Origin of the sequence: Bradyrhizobium sp. AUGA SZCCT0182, assembly GCF_018130185.1 — a bacterium.
Taxonomy (GTDB): domain Bacteria; phylum Pseudomonadota; class Alphaproteobacteria; order Rhizobiales; family Xanthobacteraceae; genus Bradyrhizobium.
In genome coordinates, this window is the sequence record NZ_JAFCLY010000014.1 from 64,649 (window position 1) to 81,347 (window position 16,699).

The window sequence follows — 16,699 nt, forward strand, 5'->3', positions numbered from 1 at the left end:
AATCAGCGGGATCGCGCCGCGCGCGCCGCCTGCAGCTTGGCGAAATCATCGCCAGCATGATGCGAAGAGCGGGTCAGCGGACTCGCCGACACCATCAGGAAGCCCTTGGTGTAGGCGACCTTCTCGTAGCCTGCGAACTCGTCCGGGGTGACGTAGCGCATCACCGCGTGGTGCTTGCGGGTCGGCTGCAGATATTGCCCGATGGTGAGGAAGTCGACGTCCGCCGAGCGCAGATCGTCCATCACCTGCAGCACCTCGTGGCGTTCCTCACCGAGGCCCACCATGATGCCGGACTTGGTGAAGATGGTCGGATCGATTTCCTTGACCCGCTGCAACAGCCGGATCGAATGGAAGTAGCGAGCGCCCGGCCGCACCGTGAGATAGCGCGACGGCACGGTTTCCAGATTGTGGTTGAACACGTCGGGTTTTGCTGCTGCGACGATCTCCAGCGCGCCTTCCTTGCGAAGGAAATCCGGCGTCAGGATCTCGATCGTCGTGGTCGGACAGCGGGCGCGGATCGCGCGGATGGTTTGGGCAAAATGCTCGGCGCCGCCATCGGCGAGATCGTCGCGATCCACTGAGGTCACGACGATATGGGCGAGCCCGAGCTTGGAGGTGGCCTCCGCGACATGTTCCGGCTCGGCGGCATCGAGCGCGCCGGGCATCCCGGTCTTGACGTTGCAGAACGCGCAAGCGCGCGTGCAGGTGTCCCCCATGATCATGAAGGTGGCGTGCTTCTTGTCCCAGCACTCGCCGATATTCGGGCAGCCGGCTTCCTCGCAGACCGTGACGAGGCCGTTCTCCTTGACGATTTTGCGGGTATCGGCGTAGCCGCGGGTGTTCGGCGCGCGCACCCTGATCCAGTCCGGTTTCGGCGGCGACAGCGCATCCGGCCGGTTCACCTTTTCGGGGTGGCGCGGGCGAACCTGGTTGGATGAGACGGTATCGACGAGAACGACCATGTTAAGTCCGAAAATGTCCGAAAACTCTTGGAAACCCTAGCTAATCCGTGTCGCGCTGCGCCGCAACCTCGCAGAACCTAGCAGAAACATGCATCATGTTGGGAGCATTCCTCCTGTTCCCGTTGATTCCCACCTCAAATGACTCAAAACCCCCAACCGGCCGAAACAAAGGCCCCTCGCCTCGGCAAGGCGCTGAAACGCGCGTTTTTCGCCCGCAGCGTGCATGAGGTGGCGCCCGACCTGATCGGCGCCACGTTGCTGGTCGATGGCGTCGGCGGCATCATTGTCGAGGTCGAGGCCTATCATCACACCGATCCGGCCGCGCATTCGTACCGGGGGCCGACGCCGCGGAACCTCGTGATGTTCGGTCCGCCCGGTTTTTCCTACGTCTATCGCTCCTACGGCATTCACTGGTGCGTCAATTTCGTCTGCGAGAAAGAAGGCTCGGCCAGCGCGGTTCTGATCCGCGCGCTGCAGCCAACCCACGGCATTCCCGCGATGCGCCGCCGCCGCGGATTGCACGACGAGCGCACCCTGTGTTCGGGGCCCGGCAAATTGTGCGAGGCGCTGGGCATCACGATCAAGCACAGCGAATTGCCGCTCGATGCGCCGCCGATCAGCTTGCATGCGCGGATTGGCGACGCGGAAATCGTCACCGGCATTCGCATCGGCATCACCAAGGCCGTGGATTTTCCGTGGCGCTACGGGCTCAAGGGCTCGCGGTTTTTGAGCAAGGCGTTTTGAGGAAGCGTGCTCCGCTCTAGCGTCGTCCCGGCGAACTCAGATGCGCAATTGCGCATCAGGGGACCCGTACTCCGCAGCGGTTGTTGTTGGAGCAGGTCGCTAACGCCAGCGTTCCTACCGATGGGCCGCGGCGTATGGGTCCCGGCGTTCGCCGGGACGACGGCGGTGTTTGTCATTGCACCATCATCCAAACGCGACTTCGCATTCTCGCGACGGATTGCGCCCGAGGTTTGCAAGTAACTTCCTTGCCCTCGAAAATAGAGGGCGCAGGGAATGCCGGATGCGCGCTGCACCCGCGGTCTCGTGTGCGAATTGTGCTAAGTAGGCTGCACACGAGCATACAGGGCAGCGGAGAACACCCAGCCTTCCCTGCGCAATGGCTTTACGGCTTATGACGCGCTCTCCCCGGTGAGACGGCCTCTATTGCCACCGTCGCCCCTCGGAAGCGTTAGCTTCTTCAGAGCTTGACGCCGTTACGGGCGCCAGGACCACACGCTTTTGCCGTACGCCTTTGCCGCGACCGTCAATCGCAACATCAGCGTCCACCGCATCCCCGTCCCTCGTTGTGACGATGGCCAACGCCCCTCTGAGTGGGACGGGATGGCGAGAATGTGCCGGTGATTTGGGCCGAAGGAAAGAGAAATATTTTTGATTTTCGGAAATTTAGGGCTTGACACGATTTCCGTAAACCAGAATTGATTTGCCCGTCGGGTTGTTTTGTCGCACCCGCTCTCTCCACGCCGTCATTGCGAGCCACCGGGTCGCGCGAAGAAAGGGTGGATTGCTTCGCTCGCAATGACGAAACCTAGTCCGTAAGGCGGATTCTGCTCTCTCCGTCGTCCCGGCCCGGTGCGCAATTGCGCACCAGGCCGGGACGACGACATTGTGAGAGCGCTCGCTACTCCGCCGCGATCTGCCACGGCACCGGCGGCGGGTTGACGAGGTCGGCCGCGAGTGCGCGCAGCGCGTCTATGCCAAAGAAACTTTCAACGTCATAAAACGTTGACGGTCATGGATTATGACTATCAACCATAGCGCAGCAATGCGCGCCAGTAGTGTCGCGAAGGGCGGATGTACCCCTCGTGACAGTGAAGGCCTCCAGCTTCGGCTCGGAGGTCTTTTGCGTTTTAGGCATGCTGGAGCTCCAGCATTCGCAAAACTGAGATCGGTGGCTATGGGTCCCCCGATGCGCAATTGCGCATCTGAGCTCAAGGCCGGGACGACGATGTCGTGAGGGCTCGCCCTACTCCGCCGCGATCTGCCTTGGCGCCGGCGGCGGGTTGACGAGGTCGGCGGCGAGTTGGGTATAGCGGGCCTTGGCGTCGTGCACGGCCTTTTCCTTCACCGGGCCGTAGCCGCGGATGCGGTCGGGCAGCGAGAGGATTTCGACCGCGATGTCGAGCGTGAGCGGCGACAGCAGGCCGAGCACGGTCGCGACGTCCTTCTCATAGCCGGCGATCAGGTCGCGTTCCAGCTTGCGGTCGGCGCTGTGGCCGAAGAAGTCGAACGCAGTGCCGCGCAGGCCCTTCATCTTCGCCAGCATCCGGAACACCGGCATCATCCACGCGCCGAACGCGCGCTTCTTCGGCCGGCCCAGCGCGTCGAGGCCGCCACCGAGGATCGGCGGCGCGAGGTTGAATGAGAACTTGAAATCGCCCTCGAACTGGTCGCGAAGCTGCTTTTCGAAGCGGCCGTCGGTGTAGAGCCGTGCGACTTCGTACTCGTCCTTGTAGGCGAGCAGCTTGGCATAGTTGATCGCGACCGCGCGCGGCAAGGCCTCGTCGTAACCGCCATCGATGGCGGCGTCGCGGACCTTCTTGACCAGCGCCTGATAGCGGGCGGCGAGTTTGGCGTCCTGATATTCGGTCAGGAGGTTGCTGCGGTGGGCGATGATCTCCTCGAGCGACATCGCATCCAGCGTCTTGGGTGCCACGCTCCCGTCCTGGTCCTTCATCATCGCGATCAGCTTTGCCGGATCGTGCGCGGCGAGGCGTCCGAGCTGGAACGCCTGGATGTTCAGCTTGATCGCAACCCCGTTGACCTCGATCGCCTGTTCGATGGCTTTCGCCGAGAGCGGCAACAGGCCCTTCTGATAGGCAAAGCCCATCATCATCATGTTGGTGGCGATGGAATCGCCGAGCAGCATTTCGGCAGGCTTGGTGAAATCGAAGAACGACGAATCCTTGCGTAGCGCGGTCTCCAGCACGTGGTTGACCTTGCGGGCCTGGAAATTGAAATCGCGGTTGAGGATGAAATCGGCGATCGGAATGAGGTGGGTGTTGATGATGCCGGTGGTGCGGCCGGATTCGCAGAGCGTGATGGTTTCCTTGGACACGGCCACCACCTCGTCGGCCGCCAGCACGAGATCGGCGGTACCGGTGACGATGCGCGAACAGGTGACGTCGGCGGTGTGTTCTGACAGACGTACATGGCTCAGCACCGCGCCGCCCTTTTGGGCGAGGCCGGACATGTCGAGGATCATGCTGGCCTTGCCCTCGATATGCGCGGCCATGCCGAGCAATGCACCGATGGTTAGCACGCCGGTGCCGCCGACGCCGCCGACGGCGACGTTATAGGGACGGTCCAGCGCCGGCCTCGAGGCAGGCTCCGGCAGCTCGCCGATGTCGCCAACGCCCGCCGCCGCGCGTTTGCGCATCTTGCCGCCGTCGATGGTGACGAAGGACGGGCAAAAGCCCTTCAGGCAGGAATAGTCCTTGTTGCAGGTCGACTGGTTGATGGTGCGCTTGCGCCCCAGCTCGGTTTCCAGCGGCTCGACCGAGATGCAGTTCGACTGCACCGAGCAATCGCCGCAGCCTTCGCAGACGGCCGGATTGATCATGACGCGACGCGCCGGGTCTTCCAGCGTGCCACGCTTGCGGCGGCGACGCTTTTCGGCGGCGCAGGTCTGCACGAACACGATCGCGGAGGCGCCCTTTACCTTGCGCAGCGTCTTCTGGACCGTGTCGAGTTCGTCGCGATGCGCGGTCTTGACGCCGGGCGCGATCTCGGAGGCCGGATAGGCGTCGGGATTTTCCGAGACCACATAGATTTCGCGGATGCCTTCGGCGTGAAGCTGGAAGGTGATCTGCTGCGGCGACAATTCGCCGTCGACATGCTGTCCGCCGGTCATCGCGGTCGCGTCGTTATAGAGGATCTTGTAGGTGATGTTGGCGCCGGAGGCGACCGCCTGGCGGATCGCGAGGCTGCCGGAATGGAAATACGTGCCGTCGCCGAGATTGGCGAACACGTGCTCTTCTTTCGTAAACGGCGCGACACCGACCCAGGGCACGCCCTCGCCGCCCATATGGGTGAACGTCTCGGTCGAGCGGTCCATCCACAGCGCCATGAAGTGGCAACCGATGCCGGCAAAGGCGCGGCTGCCTTCCGGCACTTTTGTCGACGTGTTGTGCGGGCAGCCCGAACAGAAATACGGGGTGCGGGTGATCGGCGCGACCGCCTGCATCTGCGTTGCCTGCCGGCCGTTGAACCAGTCGGCCTTGGCGCGCAGCTGTGCCGCGATTTCAGGATTGAGATTAAGTCGAAGCAGCCGCTCGGTGAGCGAGCTTGCCAGCGAGGCGACGCTGAGCTCTTCGGCAAACGGCAGGAAGCGCTTGTCGTGGTCGTCCATCTTGCCGATGATGCGGGGGCGGACATCGTCGCGCCAGTTGAACAGCTCCTGCTTGACCTGGTTCTCGACGATCTCGCGGCGCTCTTCGATGATGAAGATTTCTTCGAGACCCACCGCGAACTGCCTGACCCCTTCCGGCTCCAGCGGCCAGGGCATGCCGATCTTGTAAAGCCTGAGACCAATCTTGGCGGCGATTTCAGGCGTGATGCCGAGTTCGCGCAGCGCCTGGCGGATATCCTCGTAGCTCTTGCCTGACGCCATGATGCCGTAGCGGGCATTCGGCGAATCCATGGTGACGCGGTTGACCTTGTTGGCGCGGGCAAAGGCGATCGCGGCAAAGCCCTTGTAGTCCTGCAAGCGGCGGTCCTGCGCAAAGCGGTCGTCGGGCCAGCGCAGGTTGAGGCCGCCCTCCGGCAGTTCGAAATCGGTCGGGATCACGAACGGCGTCATCTCGTCGGTGAGGTCGATCTCGGCGGTGGTTTCCACCGTCTCGGTGATCACCTTCATGCCGACCCAGCAGCCCGAGTAGCGCGACATCGCGATACCCAGCAAACCCATCTCGATCATTTCATGGATGCTGGAGGGATAGAGATAGGGCATCAGCGCCGACATGAAGGCATGGTCCGACTGATGCGGCACGGTGGAGGATTTGGCGCCGTGGTCGTCGCCCGCGAGAACCAGCACGCCGCCGTTCTTGGCCGAGCCTGCCGCATTGCCGTGACGGAATACGTCGCCGCAGCGATCGACGCCGGGGCCCTTGCCGTACCAGATACCGACCACGCCATCATAGTTGGCGCCGGGCGACAGATTGAGCTGCTGCGAGCCCCAGACCGCGGTGGCCGCGAGATCCTCGTTCACGCCGGGCTGGAATTTGATGTTGTATTGCTCGAGATGTTTGCGGGCGGCGAACAGCTGCTGGTCGTAACCGCCAAGGGGCGAGCCGCGATAGCCTGAAATGAAGCCTGCGGTGTTGAGCCCGGCGGCGCGGTCGCGGCGGATCTGCGCCATCGGCAGCCGCACCAGCGCCTGGATGCCGGTCAGGAAGATATGGCCGCTTCCTTGGGTGTATTTCTGATCGAGACTGATCGGACCCTGGTTGATTCCCATTTAAGCCCTCTTTTGCCAGCCGCTTTGATCGCCAAGACGATTTCTGAGCAAGGCTGTGTTTTATGTAGGCGTCAGAACTTCTTAGAACCAGTCTATGTCGGATTTTCCGCTTCCCGCACCACAAATCTCGGCAAGTCAGCCACGCGATCAAAGATCGCAATTTCGTGCCGGGAAGAACGCCGGCCGGTTTCGCTTTGTGTCGCCGGACCGCCCCGGCACGAAACGGCATGACGTGGCCGGCTGCCCTGCGTTTGGGGATAACGCCCCAAGCGGCCTTTGGCTGCAGGCGATTCTGGCTAAAGCGTTATGGTGCGCTGCGTTCGTCGGTCAGCGCTGATCGCCGCCGAAGACGAATTTCGGCATTTCCCATTTGTAGCGGATCGCGAGCAGCCGCAGCGTCAGCCCGAGCACGAACGTCAATCCGGTCCAGAGCTCGTGATTCAACTGCAACCCGAAGGCGGTGACGTAGAACAGCCCGGTGACGACGGAAACGCTGGCGTAGAGTTCTGAGCGAAACAGCAGCGGCACGTCGTTGCAGAGGATATCGCGCAGCACGCCGCCGGCGCAGCCCGTGATCATGCCGGCGACGATCACGATCGGCAGCGGCGCGCCGACTTGCCGGGCGACGTCGCAGCCGGCCATCGTGAACACCACGAGGCCGATCGCATCGAGCACCAGGAATGCGAGGTTGAGCCGGTGCACATGGCGCGCAATCAGGATGGTCACGAAAGCCGCAATCGCGGTCAGCGCCAGGTAGGACGGGTTCTTCACCCAGACCAGCGGGTAGTGCCCGAGCAGCACGTCACGGATGGTTCCGCCGCCGAGCGCGGTAATGCAACCCAGCATGCATACGCCGGCCCAATCCATGCTGCGGCGCCCGGCGGCCAGGGCGGCCGTCATCGCCTGCGCGGTCAGGGCCACATAAGACAGCAGGTGCAGCACGGTATCGCTGGGCGGCAGGGCCCACATGGCAACCTCTTTTGCAGCCTCTTCGCAACCTCGTGATCCGATGGAACCTGCGAATCACGGGTTCCATCATTAACCGGTTGCAAGATTGACGCGGAACATCCGGCCGCGCCAGCCATTGTATCTCCGCTAAACACTTTGGGGTTCTAACGGAGGAACTGATTGATGACCTACAATCCGAACGACCCGTATCGTGCCAATCTGAGTGATGACGAAATCCGCCGTCAGGCACGTATGAACAGTCTCGACAACGAGATACAGGCCGACCCGCAGCTCGCCGAGGCTCCGGCCAACGGCACCAAGATCGCGATGTTCGCGATTGCCATCGCCGTGGTGATGGGTGCGTTGTTCTATGGTCTGAACAATACCAGCGTCAACGAGGCCGGCACCACGCCGTCCAGCCAGACCGCGCAAACACAGCCGGCTACCCCCGCGGCGCCTCCGGGCATGCGTGACGTAACGCCGAAGTCCAACAACCAGCCCGGCACGACCACCGGTGCCGCGCCGCCGCGTCCGGCAGCGCCCTCGCCGGCGGCGCCGCCCGCTCCGGCTGACGCACCGGCCAAGCAGTAACGGCTGAAGCAAGCGTAATCTGACGAGTGATATGAAACGACAGCGCAGCGGGCATTTCGCCCGCTGCGTTTTTCTTTGAAGGTGTTAGCTGAACATCTTGTTGAGTTCGCCGCCAGGATAGCCGTTCGCGAACTCCGTGAACGTGCCCTGCTCCGCCATCTCCTTCGATGCCTTCATGAAGCCGGCCCACGCCATCCGCGCGAGCGCACCGCCGACGCTGATACGGCGGACGCCGAGATCGCCGGCAATTTTCAGCGAAGGCCCGGCCGCGCCGACCAAAAGATTGACCGGTCTTGGCGCGACCGCTTTCACGACCGCCGAAATTTCTTCCGGCGTCGAGATGCCGGGCGCATAGAGAACGTCGGCGCCGGCCTCGGCATACGCGGTGAGCCGGTCGATCACGAGCTTCATGTCCTTCACCCCGCGCAGGAACGCCTCGCAGCGGCCGGTGAGCAGCACGCCGCTATTGTCGGCGTCGATCGCCTGGCGCGCCGCCCTGATGCGATCGATAGCGAGCTCACGGTCGAACAGCGGCTTGGCATTGTCGCCGGTGAAATCCTCGATCGAAAGGCCGGCGATGCCGGTCTTGACCGCGCGCGCGACGTTGACGCCGACCTTGTCCGCCTCATGCGCAAAGCCGTCCTCGAAATCGGCATTGACGGGAATGTCGACTGCAGCAGAGATCGCGGCGAGATGATCGCAGACGTCGTCGACGGTGACGGCGTTGTCGGCCTTGGCAATGGCCCAGGCAAAACCGGCGCTGGTGGACGCCAGCGCCTTGAAGCCGAGATGCTGCAACGCCTTCGCGCTGCCGACGTCGAACGGATTGGGAATGATGAAGCAGCCGCTCTCGTGCAACTTCTTGAAGGCGGCGCGTTTGTCAGCAGTTGTCAGCATGGTCACTCCCCGAATTGTTTGTTGGCGCGGCCAACATAGGTACGCGACGCCGCCTCCGCCAGACGCTCATGCCACGACCTTGCGCAGGAACGTGCGCTCTTCGGCGAGGATGAACTGGTTCTCCTCGGCGAAGCTGAAGTTGGCCATGCCTTCCTTGTCGGCGCGCAGCCGCGCCCGGTAGCTCTCGTAGGCCGCGAGGCTGTCGAACGAGATCAGCGCGAAGGCGATGTTGTTGGTGCCTTCATGCGGCATCCAGTAGCCGATCAGGTCGCCGCCGCATCGGGGAATGATGGTGAGCCAGTTTTTCGAGTATTCCTCGAACATCGCACGCTTGAACGGATCGAGCTGGTAGCGGATGAAGACGGTGATGGTCATGTGGGACTCCGGTCTTTGTTGTCGTCATTGCGAGCGCAGCGACGAAGCAATCCATTCCTCCGCGTGTGGCGCGATGGATTGCTTCGCTTCGCTCGCAATGACGTTCAAGGCAACACTACCCGCTTGATCGTCGTCGATGCTTCGGCTATCATCGAACTATGAAAGCAGGCCCCGACATCGCAATGGTTGCTTCCCTGGTCGGCGACCCCGCGCGCGCGAACATGCTGACCGGGCTGATGACCGGCCGCGCGCTGACCGCGACCGAGTTGGCGCACGAGGCCGGGATCACGCCGCAGACGGCGAGTTCGCATCTGGCCAAACTGGAAGCCGGCGGGCTGATCGAGCAGGAGAAGCAGGGCCGTCACCGCTACTACCGCCTCGCCGACCCCGATGTCGCCGGCGTGCTCGAGGGCCTAGCGGGGCTTGCCGCCCGTGCCGGCCACATGCGCGTGCGCACCGGGCCAAAGGATCCGGCGCTGCGCCGGGCGCGGATTTGCTACGACCACCTCGCCGGCGATCTCGGCGTGCAAATGCTCGACAGCATGAAGAAGCAGAAGCTGGTCCGGCAAAGCAAGGAGACCATCGAACTCACCGGTGAAGGCAAGCGCTTCATGGCGAAGTCGCTGCAGATCGACGCCGACACGCTGGCGCATCCGCGCCGGCCGGTCTGCAAGGCCTGCCTCGACTGGAGCGAACGGCGGCACCACCTCGCCGGCACGTTGGGTGCGGCTGTCATGAGCCGGTTCACCGAATTGAACTGGGCCGCGCGCGATACCGCGCCGGGCAGCCGCGTCGTCAATTTCACGCGCAACGGCGAGAAGCGGTTCGCGGCGCTGTTCGGCCCGAGCGAAGCTTAATTCGTGCAGCCCGTTTGTTTACGAATTGGCCGCAAATGAGGCGCGGCAACGGGAATGTGACAGCCGCTCAACCGGCAATTTCTTGCTGCTGTTTCACGAATCGACAACATTCATTTTCTATTCAGGTCTCCGTGACTAGGTTCGGAACCGCGCCGCATGGCGGCTTAAAATCGGGAGAAAACATGAAGTACCTTTTCGCTGCAGTCTTGGTCGCAGCCTCGTTTGCGAGCTTCAGCGCGGCCAACGCCGCGGGCGGATGCGGCCCTGGCTATTATCGCGGTCCCTATGGCGGCTGCCAGCCCAAGCGCGCCGTTGTGGTGGCGCCGCGCGCCGTCTACGTCGCGCCGCGTGCAGTTGTGCGGCCCCCGGTTGTGGTGGTGCGGCCCGGCGGCCGGGTTTGCCCCTACGGCATGGTCTGGGCCTACGGGCGCTGCCGCGTTCGGTAACATGATTTAATTCGGCAAAAGGCCCCGCTCCGGCGGGGCTTTTTTATGGGCAGGACCACATTGAACGTGGCGGCTTGTCACGCAGACGAAGCGGGGTGCACGTTTCCAGGCAAGCAGCCATGAATTCCCTCCGCTCTGTCGCCACCGCGCTCGCGCTGGCCTGCCTCACCCTATCGGCGCATGCCGAAGGACCACCCAAATTCGCGGACCATCCGGCCAAGGTCTACGCCGGCAAAGTCGCAAAACCGCGCCCGGTGACGCCGGATTTGCGCGCCCGCCGGGAGACTTTTCTCGCCGCAGCCGACGACGGGAAGATCGATGCGGCGGGCCGTTACATCGTGGTCAAGCTGCCCTGCGGCTCGAGCTGCGTCGCGCCCACCTTGCTCGATGCGCGCACCGGCAAGATCATCGAGCTGTTCACGGTCTCCGGCTGGCGCGAGGTGTCAGATGATTTCGATCCGGTCGTCAGCCGCGCCAACAGCCGCATGATCGTTTTTCGCGGCGCCCGCAACGAAAAGGGTATCGTCGGCAACCATTTTTATCTGATCGAGGATGGCGGAAAGCTGAAACGCCTTCACACGCAGGACACGCAGGCGAATTTCGAGCCGTCGCCGAAAATCAGATAGCCGGATGGAATGAAGTGCACGCCGAGCCGAACAAGGCAGGGACGGCAAATGCCATCCCCGCCCCGGACCCGCGAACCTTACCAGTAGCGGCGACGCCAGTAACGACGGCGCCAGTAGCGGCGACGCCAGCCGTAATGCCTGCGGCGCCAGCCCCAGCGCCGGCGGCGCCAGCCCCAACGACGACGGCCCCAGCCCCAGCGACGACGGCCCCATCCCCGGCCTCGGCCCCAGCCACGGCCACGACCCCATCCGCGGCCACGGCCTCGACCCCCGCGCACTTCCTCTGGCTGAAGCCGATCGACCTCATCGCCAGTCGTGACGGCGGGTTGCGCATCCGGATTGGCAGGGAGTTGGCCATCCGGAACCAGCGGCTGCGGCGTCAGCGGGGCGGCCTGTGCGCCGGCCGCAAGTGCGACACCACCTGCTACAAATCCAAAGGCGAGTTTCAGAAAGTGCCGGCGCTCCATGACATCTCCTCCTCTGCGATCGGTTGGATTGAGCAGGAGAGTTTCGGTGCGCCGAGATGAATGCCAGATGAACTGCGCGTTCAGCTTTGCCTGTCGCCACGAACGTCGTCCCGGCGAAGGCCGGGACCCATACGCCGCGGCCACTGTTGCTGGAAAAGGAAGATCACCACCAGCGTGCGCAACAACTGCCGCCGGTGGCTATGGGTCCCGGCCTTCGCCGGGACGACGGTGAGTTACTTCCCAAACTCCTCCGCCAGCACCAGCACCTCGCGCGTGCGCGTCACGTCGGGCCAGTCGCGGTTGAAATCGGCGATCAGTCGGGTCATGTCGGGAGCTTTGGTCGCGCGATCGAGCGCGGCCTCGTCGGAAAACTGATACATCGCGTGATGCAGTGCGGGATCGCTGAGGCTCCAGTAGCGCCACGCTTTCTCGGCGCCGAACGATTTGACCGCGTCCGGCAGATGCTCGCGCGAATACCAGGCATCGAACGCCTGACGCTTTGCGGCATCCGTCACGGTGGCGCGGACGACGAACAGGGCTTTCGGCATTTCGGTTCCTCCCGATTGTTATTTTGCGCAAGATCGCCACCGTGCGACCGCGCGAACTGTAGATAAACGCCAAGCGAGCGCAACCCCACACGCAGACGTCATAATGTCGTGGTGATATCCGTTTTTTACTCCGCCACTTCCGAGGTTCGTTCATGCACTCTCGCCGCCTTCTGGTTCTATTCTCCGCGGTCGCGCTGTTTGCGCCCGCCGCCCCCGCCGCGGCGCAAAGCGTGCCCCTGCCCCGCGAGGCGCAGATCGGCCCGCGCCCGTTCTACCTCGTCGACAAGATGAAGGATGGCCCGCTCAAGGAAAAGCTCAGCCAGTGCACCGGCCCGTTCCACAAGACCGACTTTTCGATCGGCCATCGCGGCGCGGCGATGCAATTTCCCGAACATACCAAGGAATCCTATACCGCCGCAGCCCGGATGGGCGCCGGCATCATCGAATGCGACGTGACCTTCACCAAAGACCGCCAGCTGGTGTGCCGGCATGCACAATGCGATCTGCACACCACCACCAACATCCTGTCGGTGCCGGCGCTAGCCGCCAAATGCACGCAAGGTTTCAGCCCATCCGACCCGGCCGCCGGCAAGAAGGCCTCCGCCAAGTGCTGCACCAGCGACATCACGCTCGCCGAGTTCAAGTCGCTGACCGCGAAGATGGACAGCTTCAATCCCGATGCCACCAACGTGGCCGATTACCAGAACGGCACGCCGCGCTGGCGCACGGATCTCTACGCCGCTTCCGGCACGCTGATGACGCATGACGAAAGCATCGCGCTGATCAAGAGCCTCGGCGCCAAGTTCACGCCCGAGCTGAAGTCGCCGGAAGTACCGATGCCGTTCGACGGCGACTACACCCAGGAGAAGTACGCCGCGCAAATGCTGCAGGCGTACAAGGCCGCGGGCATTCCGGCCAGCGACGTGTTCGCGCAAAGCTTTAATCTGGCCGACGTGCTGTTCTGGATAAAGACCGAGCCGGCGTTCGGCGCGCAGGCGGTCTATCTCGAGGAGCGTTACGAGAAGCAGGGTCTTGATCCCGCCAAGCCCGAGACCTGGAAGCCGTCGATGGCCGAACTCAAGTCGTCTGGCGTCAGAATCCTGGCGCCGCCGATCTGGACCATGCTAACGCTGAACGACAAAAAGGAAATCATTCCGTCGGAATACGCCAAGGCCGCGAAGGCCGCCGGCCTCGACCTGATCGGCTGGTCGCTGGAGCGCGACGGCCCGCTGAACAAGGGCGGCGGCTTCTATCATCGCTCGATCAAACCAGCCATCGACCGCGACGGCGACACGCTGACGGTGCTCGATGTGCTCGCAAAACAGGTCGGCATCCGCGGTATGTTCTCGGACTGGCCGGCGACCACGACGTTCTATGCGAGCTGCATGGGGATGAAGTGAGGGGGTGGCGGTTCTGATTTGAGTCTCGTCGTCCCGGCGAACGCCGGGACCCATAACCACCGACGTTGGTTGCGAAAGGGATTGTAGCTCCAGCTTGGCATAACATCGGCATCGGTGGTTATAGGTCCCGGCTCAAGGCCGGGACGACAAGAGATATCGGCCTGAACCTTCCAGCCGTTCACCACGTCTAACTGCCCATGCAGTTGGTTCAATCCACTAAACAAGCTTTCCGCGCAGCGGTGGCGCGCTTTGACGCCTGGACCAGCCAGCATCAAACGGCGCTCCGCACGCTCCGTCATGTGGTCTGCTTCGCCCTGCTGCTCGGCGGTGTGGCTCACGCCGCCTATCATTCCGCTTTGGCCCAATCCGCGCAGGCGTGGTGCGGAGAGGCTTGTCAGGCCGTGCCGGGCTTGTACGTCGTCGCCGCTACGGCCTGGGGCAGCGTGGCCGTATCAGTAGCACTGGCTTACGCAGCCGTGCTTCACGCCTTCAAACGAAAACCTCCCACGGACGGCGATATCGTCTGGGTTGCAACGGGCTTCATCCTCGCACTATTCGACACGCTGTTGGGCGCGCACAGCTATGCCCGGGCCGAGTTCTTTTTCGCATGGTGCGTGGGCGGCGTCGGCGTGGTGGATTTTTTCTGGTCGCGGCTTGCGAGCAGGCCAAACGGGAATCATGGCGCGGGCGTAGCCGTAGCTCCCTGGGGACGCTCCAGATTTAATTGGTGGATTTCAGTTAGCTGATCCAGCCTACCGCGCTTAGCGGCACTGTCCAAAGTCCGAAGGGCGCAGCGCTTGACGAGTGCGGCGAGACCGGCAAGTCTTGCCCGCAGATCGGCGCGCTATTTTGCCGATGGGTCCGGCCGCCAGGACCCTCTTCATTGGACACCAATTTATTATGCAAAACGTCATTCGATTTATTGTCAAAGCCGCCCTGCTGTCAGCCATAGTCGCCTTGCCTGATATGGCCCGTGCGCAATCAGGGAGCGCGGGCGGCAGCATCGGCAATGACGAAAAATCGCTGTCCGGTTCGCGCACGACGCCCCGGGCGGTTGAACCCGAAAAGCCGGCACGACGCAGCAAGCCCGAAGCGGAGGCACCGCGCCGGGCACCGCGAAGCAGCGGGGGCGGCGGTGGCAATCTGGATGGAGCATGGGTTCTTACCAGCGTCGGCACGCCCTGCGCCAGCTCCACCGACACGGTGGTCGTCACCAGCGGCAGGATGGTGGGGCAATACGGCACCGGTCAAGTCAGCTCGAACGGCTCGGTGTCCGGAACCGGCAGCGCCGGGAGCCTGAGCTGGACCATGTCCCGCCGTTTCTCGGGCCGCAGCGGCGGAGGTTCGTTCCGGCGATCCGATGGATGTGCTGGAAGCTGGACCGGATCAAAACAATAATTGTTGGCTCGCGCGCGCGACTGCGTCCATCAAGGCGACCGCCGCCCGTCAGGCCAGTTTCATCGGCGCGTCGGCAACCATCCGCAGGTCGATCCTGCTGATCAGATCGGACCGGAGCAGCTCGGCGGCGCCGATGGCTTCCTCCGTCTGCCGCAAGGTGCTGACATTCGATCCGAGCGAGACAATTCCGCCCAGGATCATCGCGATCGATCCGAGCGCGGAAACTATGCCGACTCCGAACAGGCCAAGCATCGTCACAAGCAATAGCGCGGCGCCGCCGGCGATCGCCGCTTTGGAAGCCAGAATATACTTCCGGCATCGCTCGGCGGCCTCGGCAAGCTCCTCAAGCCGCGCTTCGATCCGTGAAATCTCTTCGGTCGGGTCGTCTTCAATCATTGACGGGCAGATACCGGAATTGGTGGAAAGTCACCCTACGCGCTGTTGGCGCCGGTGATCAAGGCATCGAGCTAAACCCCTTTTCCGCGCCATTTGACGGAGCGCGATCCCGATCAAGCGATGGTGACGTTTCGTGAATGGCTCCCCCCTTCCACTCGAAACCATAACGCCGGTATGTCGTTGCCTGAAGTGGACATCGCGTCGTGATTCCGATGCCGCCACGCGAGGCCAACGCCGTCGGAGTTCCCAATGAATCGTCTTTGTGCCGCGGCGCTGGCCAGCGCCCTGCTCGCTTCACTTCATGCACCAGCCGGCGCCACCGCGCGCGAACCCTATGGCATCGGCCTCGAAGGGTTTGCCTACCCCTATCCGGTAAGCCTGCTGCCGCTCACGAACGACGGCGAGCAAGTGCGGATGGCCTATATGGATGTCGCGCCGACGCAGCCGAACGGGCGCACCGTGGTGCTGCTGCACGGCCGCAATTTCCCGTCGAGCTATTGGGCGCCGGTGATCAAGACTCTTTCGGACGCAGGCTATCGCGTGGTGGTGCCGGACCAGATCGGCTTCGGCAAATCCTCCAAGCCGCAGGGCGAGCTGCATTTCGACACGCTCGCGCGCAACACGATGGCGCTGCTGGATCATCTGCAAATCGCCAAGGCCGACATCGTCGCCCATTCGCTCGGCGGAATGCTCGGCGTGCGGATCGCCCGCGCCTACCCTGACCGGGTCGATCATCTCGTGCTGACCGCGCCGATCGGGCTCGAGGATTACCGTCTCTATGTGCCGCCGACGCCGACCGAAAAGATTCTGGAGAACGAGGACAAACTGACCGCTGACGGATATCGCAAGCAGCTCGAAACCAACTATGCGCTAAAACTGCCGGCGGACCAGGTGACGCCGTTCATCGATGCGCGCTTCAACATCAAGGGCAGCGCCGAATATCCGCGCTGGCTGCGCGCCTTCGTAAGCTCCGCGCAAATGATCTACCGCGAGCCGGTGGCGCATGAAATACCGCTGATCACGCGGCCGACCCTGTTCATCATGGGCGCCGACGATCACAACGCACCGGGCAAAGCCAATGCACCCGAAGCGCTGCGGACGAAGATGGGCCACAACGCCGACCTCGCCAAGGTGCTCGCCGCCAAAATGCCGAACGCCCGCGCCGAGGTGATACCGGACACCGGGCATCTGGTGTTTCTGGAGGCGCCGGGGAAATACAATGAGCTGGTGCTGGGGTTTCTGGCGGGCCGCTAACGCTGCGTAGGATGGGTGGAGCGAAGCGATACCCATCACTTGCCGGCGCGAAGAT

16 protein-coding genes are annotated in these 16,699 nt (G+C 63.2%); 9 read left to right on the forward strand and 7 right to left on the reverse strand.

The features are described 5' to 3' along the window. Positions 1-2: 2 nt before the first annotated feature. A complete protein-coding gene (gene lipA / locus JQ611_RS16865; protein ID WP_212466052.1) occupies positions 3-962 on the reverse strand; it encodes a lipoyl synthase in 960 nt (319 codons plus the stop codon). Positions 963-1,100: 138 nt separating this feature from the next. Here lipA and JQ611_RS16870 point away from each other — a divergent pair, with 138 nt between their 5' ends. Then, positions 1,101-1,706 carry a DNA-3-methyladenine glycosylase gene (locus JQ611_RS16870; RefSeq protein WP_212466053.1) on the forward strand — a complete coding sequence of 202 codons (606 nt, stop codon included), beginning with the start codon at positions 1,101-1,103 and terminating at the stop codon, positions 1,704-1,706. 1,243 nt (positions 1,707-2,949) lie between these two features. Here JQ611_RS16870 and JQ611_RS16875 read toward each other — a convergent pair. Both JQ611_RS16875 and JQ611_RS16880 read right to left on the reverse strand, forming a co-directional pair. Next, positions 2,950-6,441, reverse strand: coding sequence for an indolepyruvate ferredoxin oxidoreductase family protein (locus JQ611_RS16875; RefSeq protein WP_212466054.1), 3,492 nt, complete (start codon positions 6,439-6,441; stop codon positions 2,950-2,952). A gap of 327 nt (positions 6,442-6,768) precedes the next feature. Continuing rightward, a complete protein-coding gene (locus JQ611_RS16880) occupies positions 6,769-7,410 on the reverse strand; it encodes a trimeric intracellular cation channel family protein (RefSeq protein ID WP_212266120.1) in 642 nt (213 codons plus the stop codon). A 162-nt stretch (positions 7,411-7,572) separates the two neighbouring features. Here JQ611_RS16880 and JQ611_RS16885 point away from each other — a divergent pair, with 162 nt between their 5' ends. Continuing rightward, complete coding sequence (locus JQ611_RS16885; protein ID WP_212387978.1) at positions 7,573-7,980, forward strand: hypothetical protein; 408 nt, start codon at positions 7,573-7,575, stop codon at positions 7,978-7,980. A gap of 84 nt (positions 7,981-8,064) precedes the next feature. Here the strand turns inward: JQ611_RS16885 and JQ611_RS16890 are convergent, their stop codons facing one another. Both JQ611_RS16890 and JQ611_RS16895 read right to left on the reverse strand, forming a co-directional pair. Beyond that, positions 8,065-8,877 (reverse strand): oxaloacetate decarboxylase, encoded by an 813-nt coding sequence (locus tag JQ611_RS16890; protein ID WP_212387967.1) that lies wholly within the window; start codon positions 8,875-8,877, stop codon positions 8,065-8,067. 66 nt (positions 8,878-8,943) lie between these two features. Continuing rightward, on the reverse strand, positions 8,944-9,252 hold the full coding sequence (locus tag JQ611_RS16895; RefSeq protein ID WP_212266117.1) for an NIPSNAP family protein: 309 nt from the start codon (positions 9,250-9,252) through the stop codon (positions 8,944-8,946). 158 nt (positions 9,253-9,410) lie between these two features. Between JQ611_RS16895 and JQ611_RS16900 the strand changes: the two genes are divergently transcribed. The 3 genes from JQ611_RS16900 (at position 9,411) to JQ611_RS16910 (ending at position 11,181) form a co-directional block, all read left to right on the forward strand. Then, the gene (locus JQ611_RS16900; protein WP_212266116.1) at positions 9,411-10,109 is read left to right on the forward strand and encodes a helix-turn-helix transcriptional regulator; all 699 of its coding nucleotides are present in this window, start codon (positions 9,411-9,413) and stop codon (positions 10,107-10,109) included. 182 nt (positions 10,110-10,291) lie between these two features. Further along, positions 10,292-10,555 carry a GCG_CRPN prefix-to-repeats domain-containing protein gene (locus JQ611_RS16905; RefSeq protein WP_212266115.1) on the forward strand — a complete coding sequence of 88 codons (264 nt, stop codon included), beginning with the start codon at positions 10,292-10,294 and terminating at the stop codon, positions 10,553-10,555. A 119-nt stretch (positions 10,556-10,674) separates the two neighbouring features. Further along, positions 10,675-11,181, forward strand: a complete 507-nt coding sequence (locus JQ611_RS16910) for a hypothetical protein (RefSeq protein WP_212466055.1) — start codon at positions 10,675-10,677, stop codon at positions 11,179-11,181. 700 nt (positions 11,182-11,881) lie between these two features. Here JQ611_RS16910 and JQ611_RS16915 read toward each other — a convergent pair. Then, complete coding sequence (locus JQ611_RS16915; protein ID WP_212440502.1) at positions 11,882-12,196, reverse strand: hypothetical protein; 315 nt, start codon at positions 12,194-12,196, stop codon at positions 11,882-11,884. Positions 12,197-12,348: 152 nt separating this feature from the next. Between JQ611_RS16915 and JQ611_RS16920 the strand changes: the two genes are divergently transcribed. From JQ611_RS16920 to JQ611_RS16930, 3 genes are all read left to right on the forward strand, one after another. Further along, a complete protein-coding gene (locus JQ611_RS16920; RefSeq protein ID WP_212466056.1) occupies positions 12,349-13,596 on the forward strand; it encodes a glycerophosphodiester phosphodiesterase family protein in 1,248 nt (415 codons plus the stop codon). Positions 13,597-13,793: 197 nt separating this feature from the next. Then, on the forward strand, positions 13,794-14,342 hold the full coding sequence (locus JQ611_RS16925; protein ID WP_212387952.1) for a hypothetical protein: 549 nt from the start codon (positions 13,794-13,796) through the stop codon (positions 14,340-14,342). A gap of 154 nt (positions 14,343-14,496) precedes the next feature. After that, positions 14,497-14,994, forward strand: a complete 498-nt coding sequence (locus tag JQ611_RS16930; protein ID WP_212466057.1) for a hypothetical protein — start codon at positions 14,497-14,499, stop codon at positions 14,992-14,994. A 48-nt stretch (positions 14,995-15,042) separates the two neighbouring features. On the opposite strand, the gene JQ611_RS16935 is transcribed toward JQ611_RS16930, so the two are convergent. Continuing rightward, positions 15,043-15,390 (reverse strand): hypothetical protein, encoded by a 348-nt coding sequence (locus JQ611_RS16935; protein ID WP_212466058.1) that lies wholly within the window; start codon positions 15,388-15,390, stop codon positions 15,043-15,045. Positions 15,391-15,639: 249 nt separating this feature from the next. On the opposite strand from JQ611_RS16935, the gene JQ611_RS16940 reads away from it, so the two are divergent. Further along, complete coding sequence (locus JQ611_RS16940; protein ID WP_212466059.1) at positions 15,640-16,644, forward strand: alpha/beta fold hydrolase; 1,005 nt, start codon at positions 15,640-15,642, stop codon at positions 16,642-16,644. The last annotated feature ends 55 nt before the right edge of the window (positions 16,645-16,699 follow it).